12 protein-coding genes, 1 tRNA gene and 1 pseudogene are annotated in these 23,235 nt (G+C 67.0%); 5 read left to right on the plus strand and 9 right to left on the minus strand.

Going from position 1 to position 23,235, the window contains the following annotated elements; all coding sequences use genetic code 11:
- Positions 1-52: 52 nt before the first annotated feature.
- From PV781_RS07650 to PV781_RS07660, 3 genes are all read right to left on the minus strand, one after another.
- The gene (locus PV781_RS07650; protein WP_274775040.1) at positions 53-1,009 is read right to left on the minus strand and encodes a FecR family protein; all 957 of its coding nucleotides are present in this window, start codon (positions 1,007-1,009) and stop codon (positions 53-55) included.
- 103 nt (positions 1,010-1,112) lie between these two features.
- Entirely contained in the window at positions 1,113-1,655 is a 543-nt protein-coding gene (locus PV781_RS07655) for an RNA polymerase sigma factor (RefSeq protein ID WP_342455440.1), read from the minus strand.
- Between the two features lie 367 nt (positions 1,656-2,022).
- Complete coding sequence (locus PV781_RS07660) at positions 2,023-3,255, minus strand: PepSY-associated TM helix domain-containing protein (RefSeq protein ID WP_274775042.1); 1,233 nt, start codon at positions 3,253-3,255, stop codon at positions 2,023-2,025.
- Between the two features lie 201 nt (positions 3,256-3,456).
- Between PV781_RS07660 and PV781_RS07665 the strand changes: the two genes are divergently transcribed.
- Positions 3,457-3,909 (plus strand): hypothetical protein, encoded by a 453-nt coding sequence (locus PV781_RS07665; RefSeq protein ID WP_274775043.1) that lies wholly within the window; start codon positions 3,457-3,459, stop codon positions 3,907-3,909.
- A gap of 1 nt (position 3,910) precedes the next feature.
- Here PV781_RS07665 and PV781_RS24110 read toward each other — a convergent pair.
- From PV781_RS24110 to PV781_RS07675, 4 genes and pseudogenes are all read right to left on the minus strand, one after another.
- Positions 3,911-4,015, minus strand: a pseudogene (locus PV781_RS24110) (enoyl-CoA hydratase-related protein); the annotation flags it as partial.
- Between the two features lie 3 nt (positions 4,016-4,018).
- Positions 4,019-4,123, minus strand: a complete 105-nt coding sequence (locus PV781_RS24115; RefSeq protein ID WP_425532368.1) for a hypothetical protein — start codon at positions 4,121-4,123, stop codon at positions 4,019-4,021.
- Between the two features lie 112 nt (positions 4,124-4,235).
- Positions 4,236-4,565 carry an Arm DNA-binding domain-containing protein gene (locus PV781_RS07670; protein WP_274775044.1) on the minus strand — a complete coding sequence of 110 codons (330 nt, stop codon included), beginning with the start codon at positions 4,563-4,565 and terminating at the stop codon, positions 4,236-4,238.
- A 174-nt stretch (positions 4,566-4,739) separates the two neighbouring features.
- Positions 4,740-4,815, minus strand: a tRNA-Ile gene (locus PV781_RS07675).
- Between the two features lie 288 nt (positions 4,816-5,103).
- Between PV781_RS07675 and PV781_RS07680 the strand changes: the two genes are divergently transcribed.
- The 3 genes from PV781_RS07680 (at position 5,104) to PV781_RS07690 (ending at position 18,868) form a co-directional block, all read left to right on the plus strand.
- Complete coding sequence (locus PV781_RS07680; protein WP_274775045.1) at positions 5,104-5,925, plus strand: SIMPL domain-containing protein; 822 nt, start codon at positions 5,104-5,106, stop codon at positions 5,923-5,925.
- 843 nt (positions 5,926-6,768) lie between these two features.
- On the plus strand, positions 6,769-18,003 hold the full coding sequence (locus PV781_RS07685; protein ID WP_274775046.1) for a cadherin-like domain-containing protein: 11,235 nt from the start codon (positions 6,769-6,771) through the stop codon (positions 18,001-18,003).
- A 334-nt stretch (positions 18,004-18,337) separates the two neighbouring features.
- Positions 18,338-18,868: a GNAT family N-acetyltransferase gene (locus tag PV781_RS07690; RefSeq protein WP_274775047.1), complete on the plus strand. Its 531-nt coding sequence runs from the start codon at positions 18,338-18,340 to the stop codon at positions 18,866-18,868.
- A gap of 82 nt (positions 18,869-18,950) precedes the next feature.
- Here PV781_RS07690 and PV781_RS07695 read toward each other — a convergent pair whose 3' ends face one another.
- Positions 18,951-20,348, minus strand: coding sequence for a class II 3-deoxy-7-phosphoheptulonate synthase (locus tag PV781_RS07695; RefSeq protein WP_274775179.1), 1,398 nt, complete (start codon positions 20,346-20,348; stop codon positions 18,951-18,953).
- A 229-nt stretch (positions 20,349-20,577) separates the two neighbouring features.
- Complete coding sequence (locus tag PV781_RS07700; RefSeq protein ID WP_274775048.1) at positions 20,578-21,276, minus strand: aspartate/glutamate racemase family protein; 699 nt, start codon at positions 21,274-21,276, stop codon at positions 20,578-20,580.
- A 249-nt stretch (positions 21,277-21,525) separates the two neighbouring features.
- On the opposite strand from PV781_RS07700, the gene PV781_RS07705 reads away from it, so the two are divergent.
- A complete protein-coding gene (locus PV781_RS07705) occupies positions 21,526-23,205 on the plus strand; it encodes an ABC transporter substrate-binding protein (RefSeq protein ID WP_274775049.1) in 1,680 nt (559 codons plus the stop codon).
- Positions 23,206-23,235 lie beyond the last annotated feature (30 nt).

Below are 23,235 nucleotides of genomic sequence, written 5' to 3' on the forward strand. Positions count from 1 at the left end.
TAGGGCCTTACGAGCGGAGGTCCAAAACCTCCTGCGGTCCGGGCACTTTTTCTCAGACCGGCGAAATCACGGTCGCATAGGGGCCGATCCGGCGCACCTTTGCGCCGAAGGGGCGCACCACCGCCTCAAGGGCACGGACGGGATCACTGAGGTCGAACACCCCGCTCACCACGCGCGACCCGAGGAAGGGGTCAGCAATCACGACGCGGCCGGGTTGCCAGCGGGCGATCTTGGCCACCATGGCCGAGACGGTCTCCCCATCGGCGATCACCATGCCCTCCCGCCACGCGGCGATCTGGGAAGCATCGCGCACGCCGCGGGAGACCTTGTGCAAGGCGGGATCGAGCGTGATCCAGTCGCCGACCGTCAGGCGCTCCCCGGGGCCGGGCATCGCATTTGGGGCGTGCACCTCCACGATCCCCTGGTCGACGGAAATGGATGTGGAGCCGCCATCGGTGGACACATCGAACGCCGTGCCGATCGCCGTGGCCGACACCGGTCCCGACAGGACGCGGAATGGCCGTGCCGGGTCACGGGCGACCTCGAAGAAGGCCATCCCGTCGAGCAGCGTGATCTCCCGCCTGTCTTCAGAGAAATGGATGGCCACCATGCTGTCCGGGCCAAGCGTGATCGCGCTTCCATCTGGGAGTGCAACGCGCCTGATCTCGGCAGTGGACGTCGCCTGGTCTGCGCGGGCATGGCGGATCGCCTGAGGGCCGAGCCACGTTCCCGCGGCGGCAGCGCCGAGGCCGATCAACCCACCGATCATGAGCGTGCGGCGTGTCAGCAATCCCTGCCCATCCGCCGTTTTTCTCTGTTGGCCCAGGACCTTGCCCGTCATGCCATGAATCTGCGCGACCCGCGCCCAGGCCGCCGCATGCTTGGGGCTACGCGCGATCCATGTGCGGATCATGTCCCGCGAGACGGCATTGCCGGGATCATTCTGCAGCCGGATGGCCAGGTCGGCGGCTTCCCGAAACAGCAGGCGCTCTTCCGGACCTTCGCTCATGGACATCCCTCGTGCAGGCGGCTGCCAAGACGGCAGGATCGCCGGCTTCCTATCACTATACGAAAGGCCCGCGCGACTGTTCAGCGCCCGAGAGGCCGGCCGCTCAGAGATTGTTCAGCCGCCGGTCAATGTGCTCGTAGGCCTCGCGCACAAGGGCCCAGACCCGCGACCGGGACAGGCCAAGCTCCGCCGCCACTTCCGCGACCGTCATGTCGTCAATCCGGTGCAGTTCGAAGGCCCGGCGGGTCTTTTCCGGCAGCTCGGCCAGCGCCGCCGCCGTCAAGGCGAGCTTCTGCCGATCATAGACCGCCGCCTCCGGCGACGGGGAGGGATCGAGGATCGCCTCGAAGCCTTCACTCCCAAGGTCCACACGGTTCAGCAGCCGCTCGCGCCGCTGGTGGTCGATGGAGAGATTGCGTGCCACCCGGAAGAGATAGGCGGCCGGGTTGCTCACGGGGGCATCGTCGGCCGGCGGCGACACCAGGACCCGTACGAACGTGTCCTGAGTGAGGTCCGCGGCCATGTCTGCCGTCAGGCCACGCCTGCGCAGCGCCTGCGCAATATCCTTCGCATGCCGCCTGAACAAAGTGGCGAGATCCCAACCCACTGAAGCCCCACCCTCCGGTCGCGCGCCGGCGGATGTCACGCAAGAGCATCCGACACAGCGGAGGGTGCTTAGCGCAAAAGAAAATTATCACGCAAGAACAATGATTTATACCGATTCTAAGGCGGCATCTCAGCGCGGGCCGGGCGTGCAAGAGCCAGATGCGAAACATCCGAGTCTTCAGATGGTTGGCCTCGATCGTCCGAGACAATCGCCGGCCTGGCTCGCGAAAGTCTGGTGCGCAGGATGTGCCGGAGCGCGACGAGCAGAGGCAATCCGAGCGCGATCCAGGAGAGAACCCACCAGATGCCGCCCTCTCCCAGCAAAGCGGACACGAGGCCGAACAGGGTCAGAAGGGCAAGGCCAAGCGGCCAGCCCCATTGTCTTGTGAAGGGGGACGGGCCGTGCCTCATTCCGCCGCCTCCGGCACCTTTGAGGAGGCAGGCGGTGCAACGGGCTTGCGTCCCGCGGGGGAGCGACGGCAGTGCTTGGCAATCCAGAGATAAAGGCCGCTTCCCAGCACGACGAGAGTGACCAGGTCCAGCAGCGCCCAGATGATTTTGAGCGGCAGGCCCCCATAGTCGCCGAAATGCAGCGGGCGAGAGATTTCCAGCGCCCTTAGATACCATGGCATCTGCACCACGGCCGTCAGGTCGCCGGTCCGCGCATCCACCAAGACGGGGCTGAACAAGCGCTCGGCCAGGGGCGTCTTGCCGTGCCCCCAAAACAGATAGTGATGCGGGCTTCCGAACGGGTTACCGGGATAGATGACAGCGGCCACATGCATGTCAGGCAACGCACGGATGGCGGTTTCATAGGCGGCCTGAACCGAGGTCAGTTCGACGGGCGCGGGCGGCGCCTTGCCCTGCCATGGGGCCAGCATCGCGCGCACGTCGGTGCGCTGCCAGAGGTCGAACATCGGCGAGGCCAGTTCGTTCAAGACGCCTGTGGCACCGACCACCAGCACCCACAAGGCGGTGACGATACCCAAGAGGTTGTGCAGGTCGAGCCAGCGGGTGCGCGCCGCGCGGGTGCGGCGCAGCGCACCAAACTCCAGCTTGCGTGTGAAGGGGCCATAGAGGACGACGCCGGACACGAGCGCTGCCACGAAGATAAGGCCCATGGCCCCCATGAAGAGGTTGCCGGCCAGGCCCGCGAACAGGTCCACATGAAGCCGGAACATGAGCGTCGTGATGCTGGTGCTCTGCCGTTCCAGCGGCTCTGACTGCTCGACCACCGCGCCGGTCCGCGCATCGAAGCGGACGAAATGCTCAAGGTGCGGGTTCACCTCGAGCGCGGCGAATGATGGCGCCATCCAGACGAGAACCTGCGGCGCGTCATCGTCCTTGAACAGCGAAACGATGACCTCGCCCGGATACATGGCGCTCGCCTGCCGGACGTGGCGGTCGAGACTGAGATGCGGCGTGTCGGGTGGCATCTGCGCGAACACCGGAGATGGTTCGATCCAGTGGTCGATCTCATCGTGAAAGATCAGCGGCAGGCCGGTGAGGCAGATGAGGAAGAGACACGCCGTGCAGATCAGGCCCGTCCACGTGTGGATGAAGACCCACATCCGGAGTGAAGTTGCCGACATCAGCGTTTTCCCTGCCTCCCAACCAGCGGCGGAGCTTCCGGCGGGCATTGCCGCGGCATGACCATTGCGTGGGAGGTTTTCTTGTTCACCCTGAGCTCCTGACCCATGGAGCCCGAACGAGGCCCCTGTCAGGTAGACGAGTGAAGGGGCCGATTCTCGTGCAGTTTCTTGATGCGGAGGCGGCGCGCCCATTCGTTTAGGGACGCTCGCCGGTTGCTTCGGATCGTCATTGTGCTATCGGACGGCCAGATGAGCGACCATCAGGTCGCCCGCCTCATCCTTGATGCCTTGCCGCCGACCAAATGCCTGATTGCCCACCGGGGCGACGGCAGCGCCTGTTTCCGCGAGGCATTGGCCGTCAGGGGCGTCGAGCCTCGCATTCCGTCATCGCTGAGCCCCAAGCGGCCTTTGGCCCTCGAATTGAATTTCGCCATGCACGATGACATAGCCGAGGTCGGCAATACGGATGGCCTGGGTGAAGTTCTGGTCGGCCATTTTTGCGGTAAGGTGATAGTGCGCACTCAACTCGGCGATCGCGTCGATCGTGCGCGCCACCAGCAAGGGCGAAAGGCCAACCGAGGGCTCGGTGCGTTGCCTGTTCCGAAAATGGCAGGAACAGTCTCCGAGTTAAAGTCCGGCACTCCCCGGCCAGATGCTCGATCAGGATTGTGCCGGCATTGCCCGGAAAGAAGCCCAGCTTGATCTCCGGAAAGCCCAGCTTCGCATCGCGGGCGGCAATGAGCACGTCAGCCGAGAGCTCGATCAGAAGGCCGCCGCTGAGCGCGTAGCCATGGATGGCGGCAATCACGGCCTAGGGCAGTGCCTGGATCCGCTCATAGACGGCGCAGCCGTGCATCTCGCGCTTCGCCAGCTCGATGGCGTCCCGCGCCTCAACTTTCCGGATGACCTCCAGCACCTCGGGGGCGTCGATGTCCTGAATGGGGCGCGGGGCCCCAAAGCGGGGAAGACATGTGCTTCCAGGCGGCTCTTGAGGCGATCAGAATAGGAGGCCACCCAGCCGGGCAGCTTCATATGGAACCATTCGCGCCCACCTGCTCGAAAGTGTTGCCCGCCGCGACTGCTGCCGTTCGCTTCTCGGCCTGGCGCGCCACGCTCGCATCGATGCCCCCAGCCAATTGCTTCTTGATGGTATCTCGCCGCTTGCGAGCCTCCGCCAGAGACACGGTCGGATAGGTGCCGAGGGCCAGGGTCTTCTGCTTCCCAGCAAAGCGGAAGGAGAGGCGCCAGTAGCGCCGACCATCAGGGTTCACCAGCAGAAAGAGCCACCCTCCATCGCCCAGTTTGTAGGGCATCTCCTTGCCTTTGGCATTGCGGACGGCGGTGTCGGTGAGCGGCATTGATGATGCCTGGACGGATGATCTTTTCAGATACCATCAAAGGCACCATCAAAAAATGTGGCTGCAAGCGAACCAGGGTGGATGACGGCGGACACTTTCCCACCAAAAACCCTTACGAACGCTTGATTTTCTCGATTCTTGCAGACAACGCCGGACAGCGGCGTACGGTGGATGTGGTGGGCCCGGCAGGACTCGAACCTGCAACCAGACCGTTATGAGCGGTCAGCTCTAACCATTGAGCTACAGGCCCCCGTCCCTGCTCCTAGCAACAGGCGCGTCGGCGAACAACCCGCTGGAGGGGCGAGACGGTGCACAACCGGGCGGGCCGCCCCATTGGCGCCGTGATCGGCGGTGGAGATAGGCTCATCCGACCCTGCACGGGCCGCGCCGGAATGTACCGGAGGCTTGGGGCGGGGTGCTGCCTCGCGCGGCGCCAAAGGAAGACGGAGCGGGGCGAAGCGGGACCACAAGGCAGCGCAGCCGCGCGCCTCGGCGCCCGGTTCGGCTCGGATCCAGCACGGTCAAAGGGAGACACCACATGTTCCGCCCGCACTTCGCCCTCGCCGCCCCCGGCCGCCCCGCCCCGGAGGGCAGCCTCGGCACCCGGCGCGCGGCCCCGCCAACCGGGCTCCCGCGCGCGTTCCGGCTGGCGTTCGGGCTGGCGCTGGCCGGGCTCGCCGCCAGCGCCAGCCTCCCCCTGAGCGCCGCCCAGGCCCAGGAGGTGCCGCGGGCCACCCTGGCGGTGAATGGTGAGGGCGAGGCCAGCGCCGTGCCGGACCTCGCCATCTTCTCCACCGGCGTCCTGACCTCGGGCAAGACCGCCGACGAGGCGCTGGCCGCCAATTCCCGCACCATGACGGCGGTGATTGCTGCGGTGAAGGAGACCGGCATCGAGGCGCGCGATATCGCAACCTCCGGCCTGTCCATCCAGCCCCAATATACCAGCCCCGGCCCCAATGCCCGTGAGGCGCCCAAGCTGTCGGGCTACGAGGTGCGCAACACCGTGGCCGTGAAGGTGCGGGATATCGGGCAACTGGGTGGGCTGCTGGACAAGCTGGTCCAGGCCGGGGCCAACCAGGCGGGCGGGCTGCGATTCACCGTGTCCGATCCCGGCGCGCTGGAAAAGCAGGCGCGCATGGCGGCGCTGAAGGATGCCCAGGCCCAGGCCCAGGAGCTGGCCCAGGCGGCGGGCCTGCGCCTGGTGCGCCTGCGCCGCATTGCGCCGGTTGAGGCCGGCGGGGCGATGCCGGCGCCCATGATGGCCTTCAAGGCCGAGGCTCGGGCCGCTGTGCCGGTGGAAGCGGGCGAGACCACGGTACGGGCGGGCATCACCCTCGTTTACGACGTGGAACCGCTCTGACCACGGCATCCTGAAGCGAGATCCAGATAGACATGGCGGCGCACCTCGGGTGCGCCGCCATTTTCATGCGTGGCGTCTGGCCACCTGTGATGGCCCGGCCCCCTGTGATGGCCCCCGTGATGCCGGACCGTCATACGCCCGTAACGGCGCTGCAACATAGGCCCGCTAAAGAGGCTGCGGACGGGCGAGCCGTGAAGCTTTCGCGAGAGTTTACAACCTTTTCGCGCATTTATATCGCTCCTATCCCGTTCGATTGCACCCGCCTGCGCGCGCCCGGCGAGAAGCAAGATGGTAGGGGGAAATATTTTATTGCGGCGCGGTAAATCGGCTTTACCCGCCGCGCAAGGCGAGACTAAGATTTGAACATTCCGCTAGGATGGGGCCCTACGGTATGAGCATCTTCAGGTTCCGACGCCCGAGGCGAATCGTTCTTGCGGGCTGTCCGCGCCATCGCGCGAGGTTAGACCGGAAAACCTTCAACATACCTCCGTAGAGACATTCAGTCTCTACTTAAGAGATTCCTGAAAAACGACGCGCGGGCACCCATTAAGGTGCCAACGTCCTTTTTCTCGATTGAATAAGACACCTCCAAATACATGGTCATTCGCGGGTCTTTCGACCCGAGAATGACTCACGCCACCCCATCGTCGCAGTCTCGGTCGCCGCCCCTCCTGGGCAGCGGCAGCGATGACGCATGCCCCGTTCCGGCAGGCCGGCGCGCCGGTCGAAGCCAATCCCGGCCTCCCCCTGGAGGCGGGCTGACGAACATCCGAGCGGAAGGACGGGCAGGCCGTCCTTCGCCGTCGCCATGCCGCCGCGCCCGCGGCGCACCGGAGCCGTGCCATGACCACGACCGTGATCGACCTTGCCTCCCTCACCGCCGCCCAGGGCTTCGTCCTCTCCGGCGTATCCACCAATGCCAGCCTCGGCGCAGCCGTCAGCGGCATCGGCGATTTCAACGGAGACGGCATCGACGACCTTCTGGTGTCCGCCCCGGGGACGGACCTCGGCAGCCTCGCAGATGCGGGTGTGTCCTATGTGATCTTCGGCAAGGCCGGGGGGATGGAGAGCTTCTCCATATCGAGCCTGACGGCCGAGACCAGCGCGATCCTTTCGGGCGCGCAGGCGAACGGCGGTTTCGGCATCTCGGTCGCGGCGGCCGGCGACGTGAACGGCGACGGGCAGACGGACGTCATCATCGGAGCGCCTGCCGTGTCCTTCAGTGGCGTCACATCCGGTGGCGCCTATGTGGTGCTCGACACTGGCGCCGCCGCCTCTGTCGGGGCGGGCCAGCTCACCGGGAAAAGCGGCTTCGTGATTTCCGGGGTCGCCAATGGTGATAACGCCGGCGTCTCGGTGGATGGCATCGGGGACGTCAATGGCGATGGCTATGACGATGTGGTCATCGGCGCCTATGCGGCCTCGCGCGGCAGTCGCCAATATGCGGGCGAAGCCTATGTGGTCTATGGCAGCGCCACGCCCACCGATGTGAACCTCGCCACCCTCGACGCGGCGCACGGCTTCACCATCAAGGGGGCCGCCTACGGTGACTATACCGGCTTCTCGGTGAGCGGGGCCGGTGACGTCAATGGCGATGGCAAAGACGACGTGATCGTGGGCGCCTTTTCGCCCTTCGGGGGGCCGGGCGCCGCCTATGTGCTTTATGGCGGCTCTGACCTCTCGACTGTGGACCTCTCCAGCCTGACGGCGGATCGCGGCTTCAAGATCTCCGGCGGCGCGGCCACAGACGCGGCTGGGGCGAGCGTGGACAGCGCCGGCGACCTCAATGGCGACGGCATCGACGATCTCATCGTCTCCGCCCCCTATGTGGATGCGAACGGCACCAATTCCGGCGCCCTCTACATCATCTATGGCGAGGCCGGCACCCGGGCGAACCTCAACCTCGCCGACCTGACAGCCGCTCAGGGCGTACGGATCGCGGGCGCCTCCGGCGAGACGGCCGGCATCGTCGTCCGCAATGTGGGCGACCTCGACCATGACCGCATCGATGACCTGTTCATAAGCTCGACAGGACTTGATCCGAACGGACGCACCAATGCCGGTGGCGGCTATGTGCTCTATGGCGGCCATATCGCAGACGGCGTGAATCTGGCGGCGCTCGATCCCACCCAGGGCTTCATGGTCATCGGAGCAGCGGCGGGAGATGAGGTGGGCGCATCGGTCGCCGGAGCGGGCGACCTGAACAATGACGGCATCGACGACCTGGTGCTGGGCTCGGCCAACGCCGACCCGGGCAACGTGAACGGAGCCGGCGCCGCCTATGTGATCTATGGCGAGAGCTCCGGCCCCCTTGTTACTCAGGTGGACGCCCAGACGGCGAATGGCACCTATGCGCCGGGAGACGTCATCACCCTCGCCCTCACCTTCGAGGGCGCGGTGGTGGTGGACACCAGCGGCGGGACCCCGCGCCTGAAGCTGGAGACCGGCGCCACCGACCGCTACGCCACCTATGTCTCCGGCTCGGGCTCCGACACCCTCCTCTTCGCCTATACCGTCGAGGGGGGAGACCAGACCGGCGACCTGGACTTTGCCGGCTCCCGGGCCCTGGACCTGAACGGCGGCGACATCGTGGGCGTGGACGGCTCGGCCGTCCACCTGACGCTGATGGATCCGGGCGCGGCGGGATCGCTGGGAGCCAGCGCCGACATCGTCATCTCCCCCTCCACCCCGCCAGTGATGACGCACCTGGCCGGCGATGCCGTCACCTTCACCGAGGACGGCCCCGCCGTGGCGCTCGATGCCGGCGGCGATGCCACCCTGTCCACCCTGCTCACCGACTTCGCCGGCGCCCGGATGGTGGCGACCATCGTGTCGGGTGCGGTGGCCGATGAGGATCTCCTGACGCTGCGCGCCGACGCCCATGTGGGTCTCCAGGGCGCGTCCGTAACCTTCGACGGGGCCACCATCGGGACGGTTTCGGGCGGAACGGGCGGGGTGCCGCTTGAGATCACCTTCACTGCCGGCGCAACGCCCGCGCAGGCGCAGGCCGTGCTGCGCGCCCTTGCCTATTCCAATGCCGACACAGCCGCGCCCGGAACCGGCGTCCGCGCCATCGCCGTGACCGTCACCGACCCGTTCGGGTCCACCAGCCCGGCGGCCTTCCTGACCGTCTCGGTCGCCGGCCAGAATGATGCGCCAGTGCTGACGCCCCACACCGTGTTCCTCTCCGGGGTGAGCGAGAACACGGCGGCGACGGTTTCCTTTGCCGACCTGCAGAAGGCCGCAACGGCCGTTGATCCCGATGGCGACCCGCTTGCCTACAAGGTGATGTCTATCGGCTCGGGGACGTTGCTGGTGGATGGCGTTGCGGCGGTGCCAGGGGTCACCGTCATCACCGCCGCCTCGAAAATGACCTGGACACCCCAGGCCAATGCCTCGGGCCAGCTGGATGCGTTCAGCATCGCTGCCTTCGACGGCACGGCGGTGTCCCAGGACTGGGCCACGGTGCGCGCCAAGGTGGACGATCTCAACCCCGATTTGACGGGCCCGTCGGCCGTCACGGCGCAGCGCAATGCCGCCGCTGGCACCATCATCGCGACCCCCGCCCTGGCGGGCGATACCGATGGGCTGAGCTTCAAGATCGTCGATGTGTCAGTGCCCACCGGCGCGGCCGGCGTGGATGGCACTCCGGTGATGGCGCTGGTGGATGCGGGCCTTGCCGTTTCATCCTCCGGGGAGGTCTATGTGCAGGATGCCGCCAAGTTCGCGGCGATCTCATCCTCCAGCCTCGTGGTGCGCCTCGGCGTGGATGACGAGGATGCCGACACCGTCCTCGACGATATCCTCTCGATCCAGGTGACGCTCAAGTCCGGCAACAGCAACGAGCCGCCCACGGGCGCGCCCACGGCCAGCCTCGCCGCCGGCACAGAGGACACCCCCTACCTCCTGTCCACCGCCGCCCTGCTGGCGGGCTTCTCCGACCCCGAAGGCGGGGTCCTGCACATTCAGAACCTTTCCGCCGACCACGGCACCCTCGCCGACAATGGCGACGGCACCTTCACCCTGACGCCCGATCCGAATTTCAGCGGAAAACTCACCCTGACCTATGCGGTGGCGGATGCCGCCGGCAATCGGCTGGAGTCACAGATGAACTCTGTCACCTTTACTGCCGAGAACGATGCCCCCGTCTTCTCCGCTCCTCCCGCCAATGTCGCCGTGGCCGAACAGGTCACCCTTCACCCGCTCGCGGGCCTCGGCGTCACCGATGCGGACGGCGCCGTCTCAACCGTCACCCTCGCCTTCACGGCGGGCTATGTGAGCGGGCAGGACGTTCTGTCCTTCTCCCAGTCCGCAGCGACCGGCCCCATCGGCGGATGGTTCGACCTCGACTCCGGCACCCTCACGCTGACGGCCTACGGCACCGCCACCGCCGCACAATGGCAGGCCGCGCTGGCGGCCGTCAGCTATGTGAACATCTCGGATACCCCCGATACGAACTCCCGGACGCTGGCCCTCTCCGCCACCGACGGCAGCGCCAGCAGTACGGTCCATTCCTTCCAGCTCTCCGTCACGGACACTCCCGACACCATCGTCGAGCTGGCCAGTCTCGGCGCCAAGGGCCTGACCATTCTCGGCCTTTCGGCCCAGGACGTGGCCGGCGCGGCGGTGAGCGATGCGGGGGATGTGAATGGCGACGGCTATGCCGACATTCTCATCGGCGCCCCCAACAAATTTGGCGCCGGGTCAAGCGATGGCGGCGCAGCCTATCTCATCTATGGCAGCAAGACCGGCTTCGGCACCATCGACCTCACCTTGTTCGAGGATGGGGCGTCCGACAACGATCCGGGCATCAAGATCTCCAGCAGCACCACGGATGATTATCTTGGCTGGTCGGTGAGCGCGGCAGGGGATGTGAACGGCGACGGCTATGCCGACGTCCTGGTGGGCGCCCCCTATGCCAATGCGGCGGCGGGCGTGGCCTATCTCATCTATGGCGCGCCCACGGGCCTTGCTTCGTTCGACATCTCCGTCTTTTCCGACGAGGACGCGTCCAATGACCCCGGCATCCGGATTTCCGGAGTGTCCGGCAGCCTCGCCGGTGTTTCCGTGAGCGCGGCTGGCGACGTGAACGGGGACGGCGTGGACGACATCCTCGTCGGCGCCACGTACGCCCAGGCAGGGCCAGGCTCGGCCTATGTGATCTATGGGAAGACGGCAGAGGCGGGTGGCCTGTCCGCCATCGACCTCTCCGTGTTCGAGGATGATGACGCCACCAACGATCCCGGCATCAAGATCACCGGGGCGGCGGGCCTGGCGGCCGGCTATTCCATTGCCGCCATCGGCGACGTGAACGGCGACGCCATCGACGATTTCGTGGTGGGCGCGCCGTTCGTGAATGGCGCGAATATGTGGAGCGGCGCCGCCTATGTGATCTATGGCAAGGCGGATGGCGCCCTCTCGAACATCTCGCTTGCCACGCTCGATGGCGCAGAGGGCAGCACGCTCGGGGCCAAGATCTCCGGCGCCGAGGGCTTCGGCTTCGCCGGCTATGCGGTGAGCGGCCTCGGCGACATCAATGGCGATGGCATCGATGACTTCGCCGTCACCTCCAACATGGCAAGCTTCGAGGGGCGGCCCTATGCGGGTGCGGCCTATGTGATCTACGGCAAGGATGGCGGGATCGGGAACATTTCCCTCGCCGACCTCACGGCGAGCCAGGGCGCCACCGTCCGCGGGCCCGCGGCCTACAGCTTTGCCGGCGTCTCCGTCAGCGACGCGGGCGACGTGAATGGCGATGGCATCGCCGACCTGATCGTCGGCGCCCACGGCACCTCGCCCGACGGCCTTTACTCCGCCGGCGCGGCCTTCCTGGTCTATGGCAAGGCCGGCGGCATCGGCGACATCGACCTCTTCGCCCTCACGGCAGACCAGGGCTTCCGCCTGGTGGGCGGAGCGGTGGCCGACCAGGCCGGCTATGCGGTGAGCGCGGCAGGGGACATCAATGGCGACGGCTATGACGACGTGATCGTCGGCGCCTTCGGCGTCGACGTGACACGGAGCACACCGCTGTCCGGGGACGAGGTTCCCGCCGACGAAGCACCAGCTGAAATGGCTGAGACCGCCATTGCCAAGAAGGCGGTCGAATCCGGCTCGAGCGCGGGGGACGCTGGTGCCGCTTATGTCGTCTACGGCTTCGCCAATGGCCCCCACGTCACCTCGGTCGGCACAACGGCGGAGAGTGGCGGTTACGCAGCGGGGCAGGCGCTCACGCTCACCGTGACTTTTGATAGCGCGGTGCTGGTGGACACCACCGGCGGCGTGCCGAAGCTCACCTTGGAGACCGGCACCGTCGACCGACTGGCCACCTATGTCTCGGGCTCGGGGTCCACGACGCTCACCTTCACCTATGAGATCCAGCCGGGCGACAAGACCGCTGCCTTGGACGTGGCGGGCGTTGATGCCTTGTCGCTGGACGGCGCGACGCTGACCAGCGCCGATGGCAGCCCTGTCTCCCTGGTCCTGCCGGCGCCGGGCGCCGAGGGCTCCCTCTCGGCGGCCGCGACGATCATGATCGATGCGGCTCCGGTGCTCACGCTCGCGGGCAGCAGCCTGAGCGTCGAGGAAGGCGTCGCCACCGCCCTCGACAGCGGCTTGACCCTCTCCGATGCGGACGACGCCACCCTCGGGAGCGCAAAGGTCCAGATCACCGATGGCTATAAGAAGGGCGAGGATCAGCTGTCCTTGTCCGCCAGCTCCGTGTGGGGGGACATCCAGGGCACTTTCAATGTGGACACCGGCACGCTCAACCTGACCTCCGGCTCGGGCAAGGCCACCCTGGAGCAGTGGCGCGCGGCGCTGGCGGCCGTCAGCTACACCAATCTCAAGAACGCGCCTTCGGAGGAGGTTCGCACCGTCACCATCAGCGTGAGCGACCCGCTTGGAGCCATTTCGCAGGCGCAGAAAAGCCTCACCGTGACCCCGGTGAATGATGCTCCGGTCTTCCTGGCATCGGACTTGGTGAAGTATGGGGCTCAGGAGGGCCAGGCCGTCAGCCTCGACATCTCCAAATTTGCCAATTCCGCCTATGATCCAGACGGCGACGTGGTGACCTACAAGATCGTGGCCATCCCCCAGGGCGGCCTGACCATTGATGGCCTCGCCGCGAAGGCCGGGGACGTCATCAGCCTGGACTCCAAACTGGTGTGGACACCGCCCGCCAACAGCACCGGCAACTTGCCCGCTTTCCAAATCGCAGCCTTTGACGGCGTGGCCCAGAGCACCCAGATCAACACCGTGTACGTCAACGTGGCCGACGTGAACCCCATCCTGACCAGTCCGCTCACCGCATCCGTGGCGGAGAACAGCCCGGCGGGGACGGTGGTGGCGCGCCTGGAGGTCTCCGGTGACCAGGATGGCCTCACCTTCGGCTTCGCCAGCACCAAGACGGAAGTGGGACCCGACGGCGTGGCGGTGGTCGGCACGGTCGGGGCCGGCACGAATGCCGGCACGGTCATCAGCCCGGACGGCGCGTTCGCCCTCGACGTCAAGACCGGCGTCATCACCGTCCAAGACGCATCGAAGCTGGATTTTGAAAAGACAGCCAGCTACACGATTACCGTCACTGTGGATGACGAGGACGCGGACACGATGGCGGACAGCACGCTGACCCTCACCGTAGACCTGACCGACGTGAACGAGGCGCCCACCATCGCCGCCACCGGGAAGGTCCTCAAGATCACCGACCTCAGCCGGCTGCCGGCGACGGACGTGGCCACGATCACCGGCGCGAAGACCGAAGAGTATCTGGGAGTTTCCGTCTCCAGTGCCGGCGACGTGAATGGCGACGGCATCGGCGATTTTATCGTCGGCGCAACCGACAGCAGCTCCGACCAGGGTGCTGGGGCCGCCTATGTGATCTACGGCAAGACAGGCGGGCTGAGCAGCTTCTCGGTCGCCGACATGACAGCCTCAGACGGCTTCAAGATTTCCGGCGCGACGGCGAAGGACCAGGCCGGATACTCCGTGTCGAGCGCCGGCGACCTGAACGGCGATGGCATCGACGATCTCCTCATCGGTGCCATGAATGCCGACAAGCCCGCGAACGCGACCGCGGCCTCAGCGGGTCCGGGCGCGGCCTATGTGGTCTATGGCAAGGCGGGGGGCTCAGGCGACATCGACCTTGGCGACCTGTCCGCGTCCGACGGCTTCAAGATCATCCCCGCTTTGGCCACGAGCCGCCTGGGCTTTGCCGTCGCCTCGGCCGGCGACATCAACAAGGACGGCATCGACGACATCATTGTCGGCGCCAGTACGGCGGGGGTCACCGGAACGTTCTCGGGCGGCGCCTACGTCATTTACGGAAAGACGGAAGGGCTCGGCACAATCGACCTCTCCAAGCTGACCGACAGCCAGGGCTTCGCCCTCGGCGGCAGGCCGTACGACAGTGTCGGCTATTCGGTCTCCGGCATCGGTGACGTGAATGGAGACGGCATTGACGACTTTGCCGTCGCCGCGCCCGGCTACGATTTCCAAAGCCCGCTCGGCGCCTCCTACAGCATGTCAAACGTCGGCGCGGCGTTCGTGGTCTATGGCAATAAGGACGGGCTCGCCACGTTCAACATGTCGACCGGCATGGGAACGAAGGGCTTCACGATCATCGGCCCCTCCGCTGTCGTCAATCTCGGATACTCGGTCTCTGAGGCCGGCGACGTGAACGGCGACGGCATCGCCGACCTCATCGTGGGCGGTCACAAGACCGAGGACGGCAAGGGCGCAGCCTATGTCATCTACGGAAAGGCGGGCGTGCACGCCGACGTGGCGCTCGCCTCGCTTACCGCAGAGACGGGCTTCAAGATCGTCGGCGCAGCGGCCGGGGAGCAGGCGGGCTATTCCGTCTCCAGCGCCGGCGATGTGAACGGGGACGGCATCGACGATCTGCTGGTGGGCGCGAACAGAACGAGCCCCAACGGCTACTACTCCGGGACCACCTATGTGGTGTTCGGAACGAAGGGGGAGCGCGGCGCCCTCGACCTGGCCACCCTCACCCCGGACCAGGGGGTCGCGCTTGAGGGGGCCGGATACTACAGTTATGCTGGCTTCTCCGTCTCGGCCGCGGGTGACGTGAATGGGGACGGCATAGACGACCTGATTGTCGGCGCTCCCAATACCAATGAGAATTATTCCGGCGCCGCCTACATCATCTATGGCAAGAAGGACTTCGCACCCTCCGTTCCGCTGGAAGGCACGGCGGTGCGCCTGACCTATAACGACCTCCTCAAGGTCGCCACCGTCTCCGATCCCGATGGGGACGCGGTCTCGTTCAAGCTGGTGGCGCTCGGCTCGGGCGCGCTCATGGTGGACGGCGTCGCGGCCGTCGCGGGGGAGACCCTCATCACCGAAACCTCGGTGGTCACCTGGACCCCGCCCGCCAACACCCTCGGCACGGTGGAGGCCTTCTCGGTGGTCGCCTTCGACGGCGCGCTGGCTTCTGACGATCCCGAACCGGTGCCCGTGCGCATCGCGGTCACCGACGTGGATCCCGTGCTCACCGGCCCGTCCGCCGTCACCCTGGCGGAGAACAGCCCTGCGGGCACCGTGGTGGCCCAATTGGCCGTCTCCGGCGACCAGGACGGCCTGACCTTCGGCTTTGACGGTGGGATGAGCGGCGAGACCGACGGACAGGTGCTGAGCGCCGACGGCGCCTTCGCGCTCGACGTGAAGACCGGCACAATCACCGTGCACGACGCCTCAAAGCTCGATTTCGAGGCCGTTTCAGGCTTCACGCTCAACGTCACGGTGGACGACGAGGACGCGGACACCATCGCCGATAGCAGCCTCTCGCTTGCCATCACGCTCACCGATGCCAACGATGCGCCGGTGCTCGCCGGCCTGCCGCAGACGGCGGTGGCCGCCACTGCCGGCACGGCGGGCGCACTGCCCGCCTTCACCTTCACCGATCAGGACAGCACGCTGTTCACCGTCACGCTCCAGGCGGTGAATGGCACGCTGGGTGGGCTGGTGGATGCCGACGCCACCACGGCCGGGCTTCAGCTTTCAGGCACAGCGGACCAGATCCAGGCCCTGCTGAAGGGGGCCCTCTTCACCCCCCGGGTGGATGGCGCGGCCGAGGTGGAGATCAGCGTTTCCGACGGCGCGGGTGGCCTTGCATCGGACAAGGTGGTCTTCAAGGTCTCCACGCCCTCTGGCACCACGGTTGATGTGGAGGGCGCCGTCGTCACCACCGTCAAGGAAACCCAGGCGGACGGCAGCGTGAAGCAGACCGTGAGTGTGTCGCCCGAGGACGTCACCACGCCGACGGACATCCCCCTGGTCCAGGACGCGACCGAGACGCTGCTCTCCGCCCGGATCCCCGCCGGCATCGGCCTCACCGCCGAGGGCTCCACCGCACCGCTCGGCAGCGCGGCGAGCCTTGAGGAGTTGATCGCCCAGATCCGCCTGCACACCCCGGAGGGCTCTTCGGACCAGGTCCAGCTCACCGAAGGCGGCAAGGGCTTCCTCGCGGACCTGCCTGCAGACACGTCCCTGGTGGTCCAGACGCTGGTGCTTACCGCCACGGCGGGCGCCGACACCAATACCCCCATCGTCGTCCGCGTGCCCGAGGGTAGCGCGCCCACGGCCCTTGTGATCGATGCCAGCGCCTTGCCCCCGGGCACCCAGATCCAGTTCGAGAACGTCTCCTTCGCCGCCGTGGTGGGGCCGGTGACGCTCGGCGGCGGCGCGGGCGCCCAGATGGTCTTCGCCGATGACGCGGTTCAGTCCATCATGCTCGGGGCCGATGACGACGAGCTTCATGCCGGCGGCGGCAATGACATTGTGGGCTCGGCCGGCGGTGATGACCGCATCTTCGGCGAAGACGGCGACGACATCGTCTTCGGCGGGCCCGGCCGCGACCTGCTCCATGGCGGCCTCGGCACCGACACCGCCCGCTTCGACGGCAACCGGGCCGATTACGAGATCGTCCAGGACCGCGGCATCACCGTGGTGCGCACGCTTGCCGATGCCACGGACGTGGACGCGCTGGTGAATGTGGAGCACATCGCCTTCGCGGACGGCACGGTGGATGTGGCCTTGCCCGAGAGCATCGGCTGGATTTCGGCGCTCTACCTCAAGGTGCTGGGCCGGCAGGGCGACCTGGATGGCATCCAGCATTATGCCGCCCTGGCCGAGCGCGGCGTCTCCGCCGGCGACATCGCCCTTGCCATCTTCAACTCCCCCGAGGCCATCGCCAACGGCACGGGAGCGGCGGCGGGCGAAGTGACCGTGGAGCAGCTCTATCGCACCCTGTTCGATCGCGAGCCGGATGCGGAAGGCCTCGCCTATCACAAGGCCCAGCTCGCCCAAGGCATCACCATGGCGGAGGTGGCCGCCCATTTCGTGCACGCTCCGGAAATGCTCGAGCATGTGCCCAGCCTGGACGCCCTCGACTTCAGCGTGGGCGAGGTGACGGCCGGCATCGTCACCGGCACCACCGGCGACGACACGCTCCAGGGCGGTGTGCTCGACGACCTGCTGATCAGCAATGGCGGCAACGACGTCATGGACGGGCGCACCGGCGATGACACGGTGGTGGTCTCGGGCAATCGCGCGGACTATTCCATCGAGGAAAAGGACGTGCACTGGACCGTGAAGCCGATCATCCTGCCGAACCTACCGCACGATGGCGCCCTTCTCGCCGCACTCATCCTGAAGAACGTGGAGCATATCCAGTTCGATGACATGACCGTCGACCTGACGCACAGCTCGGACCTGGAATGGATCGGCGCCCTCTACACCCAAGTCCTGGGGCGCCAGGGGGAAGAGAGCGGTCTGGTGGCCCATCTGGCGGACTACCAGGCGGGCGCCAGCAAGGGGGAGATCGCCCTCTCCTTCATGCTTTCGCCGGAGGCCGTGGACGCCGGGCATGGGACGCAGGATGCCGCGCACCTGACCGCCGACACGGTCTACCAGGCGCTCCTCGGCCGGGCGCCGACGGACGCAGACCACGCGACCTATGGCGAGCTGGAGATGGATCTGGTGGCCCTCGCCAACGCCCTGATGGGCAGCCTGGAGATGCACGGACACTACCAGACGCCGACGCAGCAGGACTTCTTCATCTGAGGGCGCGCCGTTTCAGGCTCAAGACCGCGCCGGGGCCTTGCGCACCGGCCTCGGGAGAAACGCAGGCCGGCCTTCGGGCCGGCCTGCTTTTTGGCGTCTGCGGCTCCCCCCGCGCGCCGGCCGCGGGACGGAGCCGGCCCTAGACCTGCTCTCGCGGGCATGCTATCGGCGCGCTCACCGGCATTTCGGGCCGGGCAAGGATCCCTGATGACCCCGGTCAGCCTGCGACGACGAACGGATGTGGCGCGCCTTGCGGCGCACGCCCGCCTGTTCCTGCCCGCCTGACCGGCCTCTCGCGCCGGGGCGGGATGCTCGTTCTCGCCCGGTTGCTCCCATGACTGAACTTCCGCTTAAGATCACGCACGAATCCCCCTCGGCCGCCGACGCCATCGAGAAGCTGCACCGGCGCACCTTCGGCCCCGGCCGGTTCGCCCGCACTGCCTTCCGGCTGCGGGAACAGGCGCCTCACGACCGGGCGCTCTCCTTCACCGCCTATGTGGGAACCATGATGGTGGGCTCCGTGCGGCTGACCCCCATCGCCATCGGCGACACGCCGGCTTTGTTGCTCGGCCCGCTCACCGTGGAGCCGCCGTTCCGGACGGTGGGCATTGGCGGGCGGCTCATGACCGTCTCCCTGGACGCGGCCCGCGCCGCCGGTCACAAGCTGGTGCTGCTGGTGGGCGACGAGCCCTATTATCGGCGGTTCGGGTTCAAGCCGGTGCCCCATGGCAGCGTGCAGATGCCCGGCCCCGTGGACCCTGCCCGGCTCCTGGTGGCCGAGCTTGAACCCGGCGCCTTCCAGGGCGTCAACGGCCCGGCGCGGGGCGTGGCGCCGGCTGGCCTGGACACGACCGCGGCGCGCTGAGACGCCATGTCAGAAACGAAAACGCCCCGGCCGAGGCCGGGGCGTTTCCTGTTTCAGGCTGTGACGGCCGATGGCTGGCGGATCACTCCGCCGCAGCCACTTCCGGCCGTCCGCGCGCGAGGCGCTCGCGCTTCAGCAATTCCGCCACCAGGAAAGCCAGCTCGATGGCCTGCTCCGCATTGAGGCGGGGATCGCAATAGGTGTGGTAGCGGTCCCGCAGGTCCTCGTCGGAGATGGCCCGGGCGCCGCCGGTGCATTCGGTGACGTTCTTGCCGGTCATTTCCAGGTGCACGCCGCCCGCATAGGTGCCCTCGGCCGCATGCACGTCGAAGAAGGTCTTGATCTCCGACTGGATCCGCTCGAACGGGCGGGTCTTGTAGCCGGAGGCGGCCTTGATGGTGTTGCCGTGCATGGGATCGCACGACCACACCACGGTGCGGCCTTCCTTCTCCACCGCGCGCACCAGAGCCGGCAGGTGGTCGCCCACCTTCTCGGCGCCGAAGCGGCAGATGAGGGTGATGCGGCCGGCCTCATTGTCGGGCTGGAGCACGTCCAGCAGGCGGATGAGGCCATCCGGCGTCAGCGAGGGGCCGCACTTGATGCCGATCGGGTTGCGGATGCCGCGGAAATATTCCACGTGCGCATGGTCCGGCTGGCGGGTGCGGTCGCCGATCCACAGGAGGTGGCCGGAGGTGGCGTACCAGTCGCCCGAGGTGGAATCCACCCGGGTGAGGGCCTGCTCATAGCCCAGAAGCAGCGCCTCGTGGCTGGTGAAGAAGTCCGTGGTCCGCATCTCCGGGTGGGACTGGGGGTCGATCCCGCAGGCGCGCATGAAGTCGAGCGCCTCGGTGATGCGGTTGGCCAGTTCCTGGTAGCGATGGGATTGCGGGCTGTCCTTCACGAAGCCCAGCATCCACTGATGGGCATTGGACAGGTTGGCATAGCCGCCCGAGGCAAACGCGCGCAGCAGATTGAGGGTCGCCGCCGACTGGCGGTAGGCCTCCAGCTGGCGGCGCGGATCGGGGATGCGGGCCTCCGGCGTGAAGGCGATGTCATTGACGATGTCGCCGCGATAGCTCGGCAGCTCCACGCCGTTGACGGTCTCCGTGTCCGCCGAGCGGGGCTTGGCGAACTGGCCAGCAATGCGGCCCACCTTCACAACCGGCGAGCCGCCGGAGAAGGTCAGGACCACCGCCATCTGCAAGAAGACGCGGAAGAAATCGCGGATGTTGTCGGCGGAGTGCTCGTCGAAGCTCTCGGCGCAGTCGCCGCCCTGGAGCAGGAAGGCCTCGCCCTTCGCCACCTTGGCCAGGTGCGCCTTGAGGCGGCGCGCCTCGCCGGCAAACACCAGCGGCGGGTAGGAGGCGATCTTGCCTTCCACCTCGCTCAGGAGCGCGGGGTCTGGATACGAGGGCACCTGGACGACCGGATAAAATCGCCACGAATCCGGACGCCAGCCTTCGGCGCGGCGAGAGACCATCTCGGCGCCGGTGGTGCGATCGGAAACGGGACGGGTCGTCATAACGCTCTCCATTCAAGTCTCCTCCGGCCGGAAGCGGTCCGACACTGCTCGGGCCTTAAGCTTCTTGTCTTTGCGGCCGGGGTAGCGGCTTATACACGAGGTCGGCGGCGAGGGTAACCCGTGGTTTTCCCGTGGTCTCCGACGCCTTGGCATATGGGGGCGTGCCCCCGCGAAACCAAGTTGCGCGTCATCTTGAGCCGGTGCCATGCCCCGCTTGCAACCGCGCAAGGGCAAGGGCCTGCTCCAGGGACACGGCGAGGGAATCCAGCACCGGCACCGGAAACTGCCCCGCCAGCGCGCGGGCATAGCCGGACAGCGAGGCCCCGCCCACGATCACCACGTCCGGCGCCGTCGTGGCCAGCGCCTCCTCCACCGCGGCCTTCACCAGCGCGACGCCCTCCCCTTCCCCCCGCGCCAGCGCGAGGGCGTCGCCTGCGATCAGCCCGATGCCGGCGCAGCGCGCCTCAAGGGCGGTGCGCCGCATGAGGTCGCGCAGCATGCCCGGCCAGGCCGCGCCGACCGTGATGAGGGAGAAGCGCTCGCCCAATTGCAGGGCGGTGAGGATGGAGGCCTCCGCCATGCCCGCCACGGGAAAGGCATTGTCCGCCCGCAGGGCCTCGATGCCCGGCTCGCCGAAACAGGCATAGAGGCAGGCATCGAAGGTGGGCCGCCCCGCCGCCGCCTCGGCCGCCACGGCGGCGCGCACCGCCTCCAGTGCCGCATGGCCGGCCACCGCCACGGCGGCGCGGGTGGACACATAAGGCGCGCCGAAAGCGGCGGTGGCGCCGACGCAGTGAACATTCCCTGGGCACAGGGCTTCCACGGCCCTCACCATGCGGGCCGTCACGTCCTGCGAGGTATTCGCATTCAAAATCAGAAGCTTCACGTTTTCCCTCCGGCCCGCGCGGCGCTCCGCCTGACGGCCCTAGTGGAGCGGATCACAGGCCGGAACGCCACTGTGATGCATGCCTAAAGCGGCAGCAGACTTATTTTTGTGCAAATGAAATTTTCATAGACAAACCGTCGACGATTCATTCCCGACTTTCCCCAAAGGAAAGCCCACAAAGCCCCGCGCCACCGCGCTGGCATGGCGGTTGCTTAAGGTTCCCGGTCAGATCCAAAGGGGACACCCAAGATGCTGCTTTCCCAGAAAAGCCCGCGTGCCGGCCGCGGCCGCATGGCCCTTGCCGCTTTGCTGCTCGCCACCTGCGGCGCGTTCGCGGCCCCGGACCTTGCCGCCGCCCAGAGCACCCTGCGCATCGGCATGACGGCGGCGGATATTCCGCGCACGCTGGGCCAGCCGGACCAGGGCTTCGAGGGCAACCGCTTCACCGGCCTGACCATGTATGACGCGCTGGTGAACTGGGACCTGTCCTCGGCCACCAAGCCCTCCGTCCTGGTGCCGGGCCTTGCCACCGAATGGGTGGTGAACGATGCCGACAAGACCAAATGGACCTTCAAGCTGCGCCCCGGCGTGACCTTCCATGACGGCTCGCCCTTCACTGCGGACGCCGTGGTGTGGAACGTGGACAAGGTGCTCAACAAGGAAGCCCCCCAGTTCGACGCCAGCCAGGTGGGCGTCACCGCCTCCCGCATGCCGACCTTGCGCTCGGCCAAGAAGATCGACGACCTGACGGTGGAGCTGACCACCTCCGAGCCGGACGCCTTCCTGCCCTACAACCTCACCAACCTGTTCATGGCGAGCCCCGCCCAGTGGCAGAAGCTCTATGACGCCGCCGAGGGCGCGGACGCCAAGGCCAAGTCCGCCGCCGCCTGGACCGCCTTTGCCAAGAACGCCTCGGGCACCGGCCCGTGGAAGATGACCAATTTCGTCCCCCGCGAGCGCCTGGAACTGGCGAAGAACGACGCCTATTGGGACAAGGCGCGCGTGCCCAAGATCGACAAGATGGTGCTCCTGCCCATGCCGGAGGCCAATGCCCGCACCGCCGCGCTCCTTGCGGGCCAGGTGGACTGGATCGAGGCCCCCGCCCCCGACGCCCTGCCGCAGATCAAGGCCCGCGGCTTCAAGATCGAGAGCAACGAGCAGCCCCATGTGTGGCCCTGGCAGTTCTCCCGCGTGGAAGGCTCGCCCTGGAACGACATCCGGGTGCGCAAGGCGGCGAACCTGTGCGTTGACCGCGAGGGCATGAAGGACGGCCTGCTCGGCGGCCTGATGGTGCCGGCCACCGGCACGTTCGAGCCCGGCCACCCCTGGCGCGGCAACCCCACCTTCCAGATCAAGTATGACGTGAAGGCGGGCCAGAAGCTGATGCAGGAGGCCGGCTTCGGCCCCAACAAGAAGCTGCCCGTGAAGATCCAGACCTCGGCCTCCGGCTCCGGCCAGATGCTGCCTCTGCCCATGAACGAGTATCTCCAGCAGGCGCTCGCCGAATGCTATTTCGACGTGCAGCTGGACGTGATCGAGTGGAACACGCTCTTCACCAACTGGCGCAAGGGCGCCAAGGACCCGTCCGCCAACGGCTCCAACGCCACCAACGTGACCTATGCGGCCATGGACCCCTTCTTCGCCATGGTGCGCTTCCTCCAGTCCTCCATGGCACCGCCGGTCTCCAACAACTGGGGCTATATCAACAATCCCGAGTTCGACGCACTGGTGAAGAAGGCCCGGTCCACCTTCGACCCGGCCGGGCGTGACGCGGCGCTGGCCGAGCTCCACGCCGCCTCCGTGGACGATGCGGCCTTCCTCTATGTGGCCCACGATGTCGGCCCGCGCGCGCTCAGCCCGAAGCTGAAGGGCTTCGTGCAGCCCAAGAGCTGGTTCGTGGACTTCTCGCCGGTCTATTTCGAGAAGTGACCTGATGGAGGGCGGCCCGTCCGGCCGCCC

Source organism: Aquabacter sediminis (genome assembly GCF_028863665.1).
Classification (GTDB): domain Bacteria; phylum Pseudomonadota; class Alphaproteobacteria; order Rhizobiales; family Xanthobacteraceae; genus L1I39.

Excerpts from the sequence above, each read along its gene's own strand:
- PV781_RS07650 (WP_274775040.1), bottom strand. The coding sequence starts at position 1,009 with ATGAGCGAAGGTCCGGAAGAGCGCCTGCTGTTTCGGGAAGCCGCCGAC.
- PV781_RS07660 (WP_274775042.1), bottom strand. The coding sequence starts at position 3,255 with ATGCCCGCCGGAAGCTCCGCCGCTGGTTGGGAGGCAGGGAAAACGCTG.
- PV781_RS07665 (WP_274775043.1), top strand. The coding sequence starts at position 3,457 with ATGAGCGACCATCAGGTCGCCCGCCTCATCCTTGATGCCTTGCCGCCG.
- PV781_RS07670 (WP_274775044.1), bottom strand. The coding sequence starts at position 4,565 with ATGCCGCTCACCGACACCGCCGTCCGCAATGCCAAAGGCAAGGAGATG.
- PV781_RS07680 (WP_274775045.1), top strand. The coding sequence starts at position 5,104 with ATGTTCCGCCCGCACTTCGCCCTCGCCGCCCCCGGCCGCCCCGCCCCG.
- PV781_RS07685 (WP_274775046.1), top strand. The coding sequence starts at position 6,769 with ATGACCACGACCGTGATCGACCTTGCCTCCCTCACCGCCGCCCAGGGC.
- PV781_RS07690 (WP_274775047.1), top strand. The coding sequence starts at position 18,338 with ATGACTGAACTTCCGCTTAAGATCACGCACGAATCCCCCTCGGCCGCC.
- PV781_RS07695 (WP_274775179.1), bottom strand. The coding sequence starts at position 20,348 with ATGGTCTCTCGCCGCGCCGAAGGCTGGCGTCCGGATTCGTGGCGATTT.
- PV781_RS07705 (WP_274775049.1), top strand. The coding sequence starts at position 21,526 with ATGCTGCTTTCCCAGAAAAGCCCGCGTGCCGGCCGCGGCCGCATGGCC.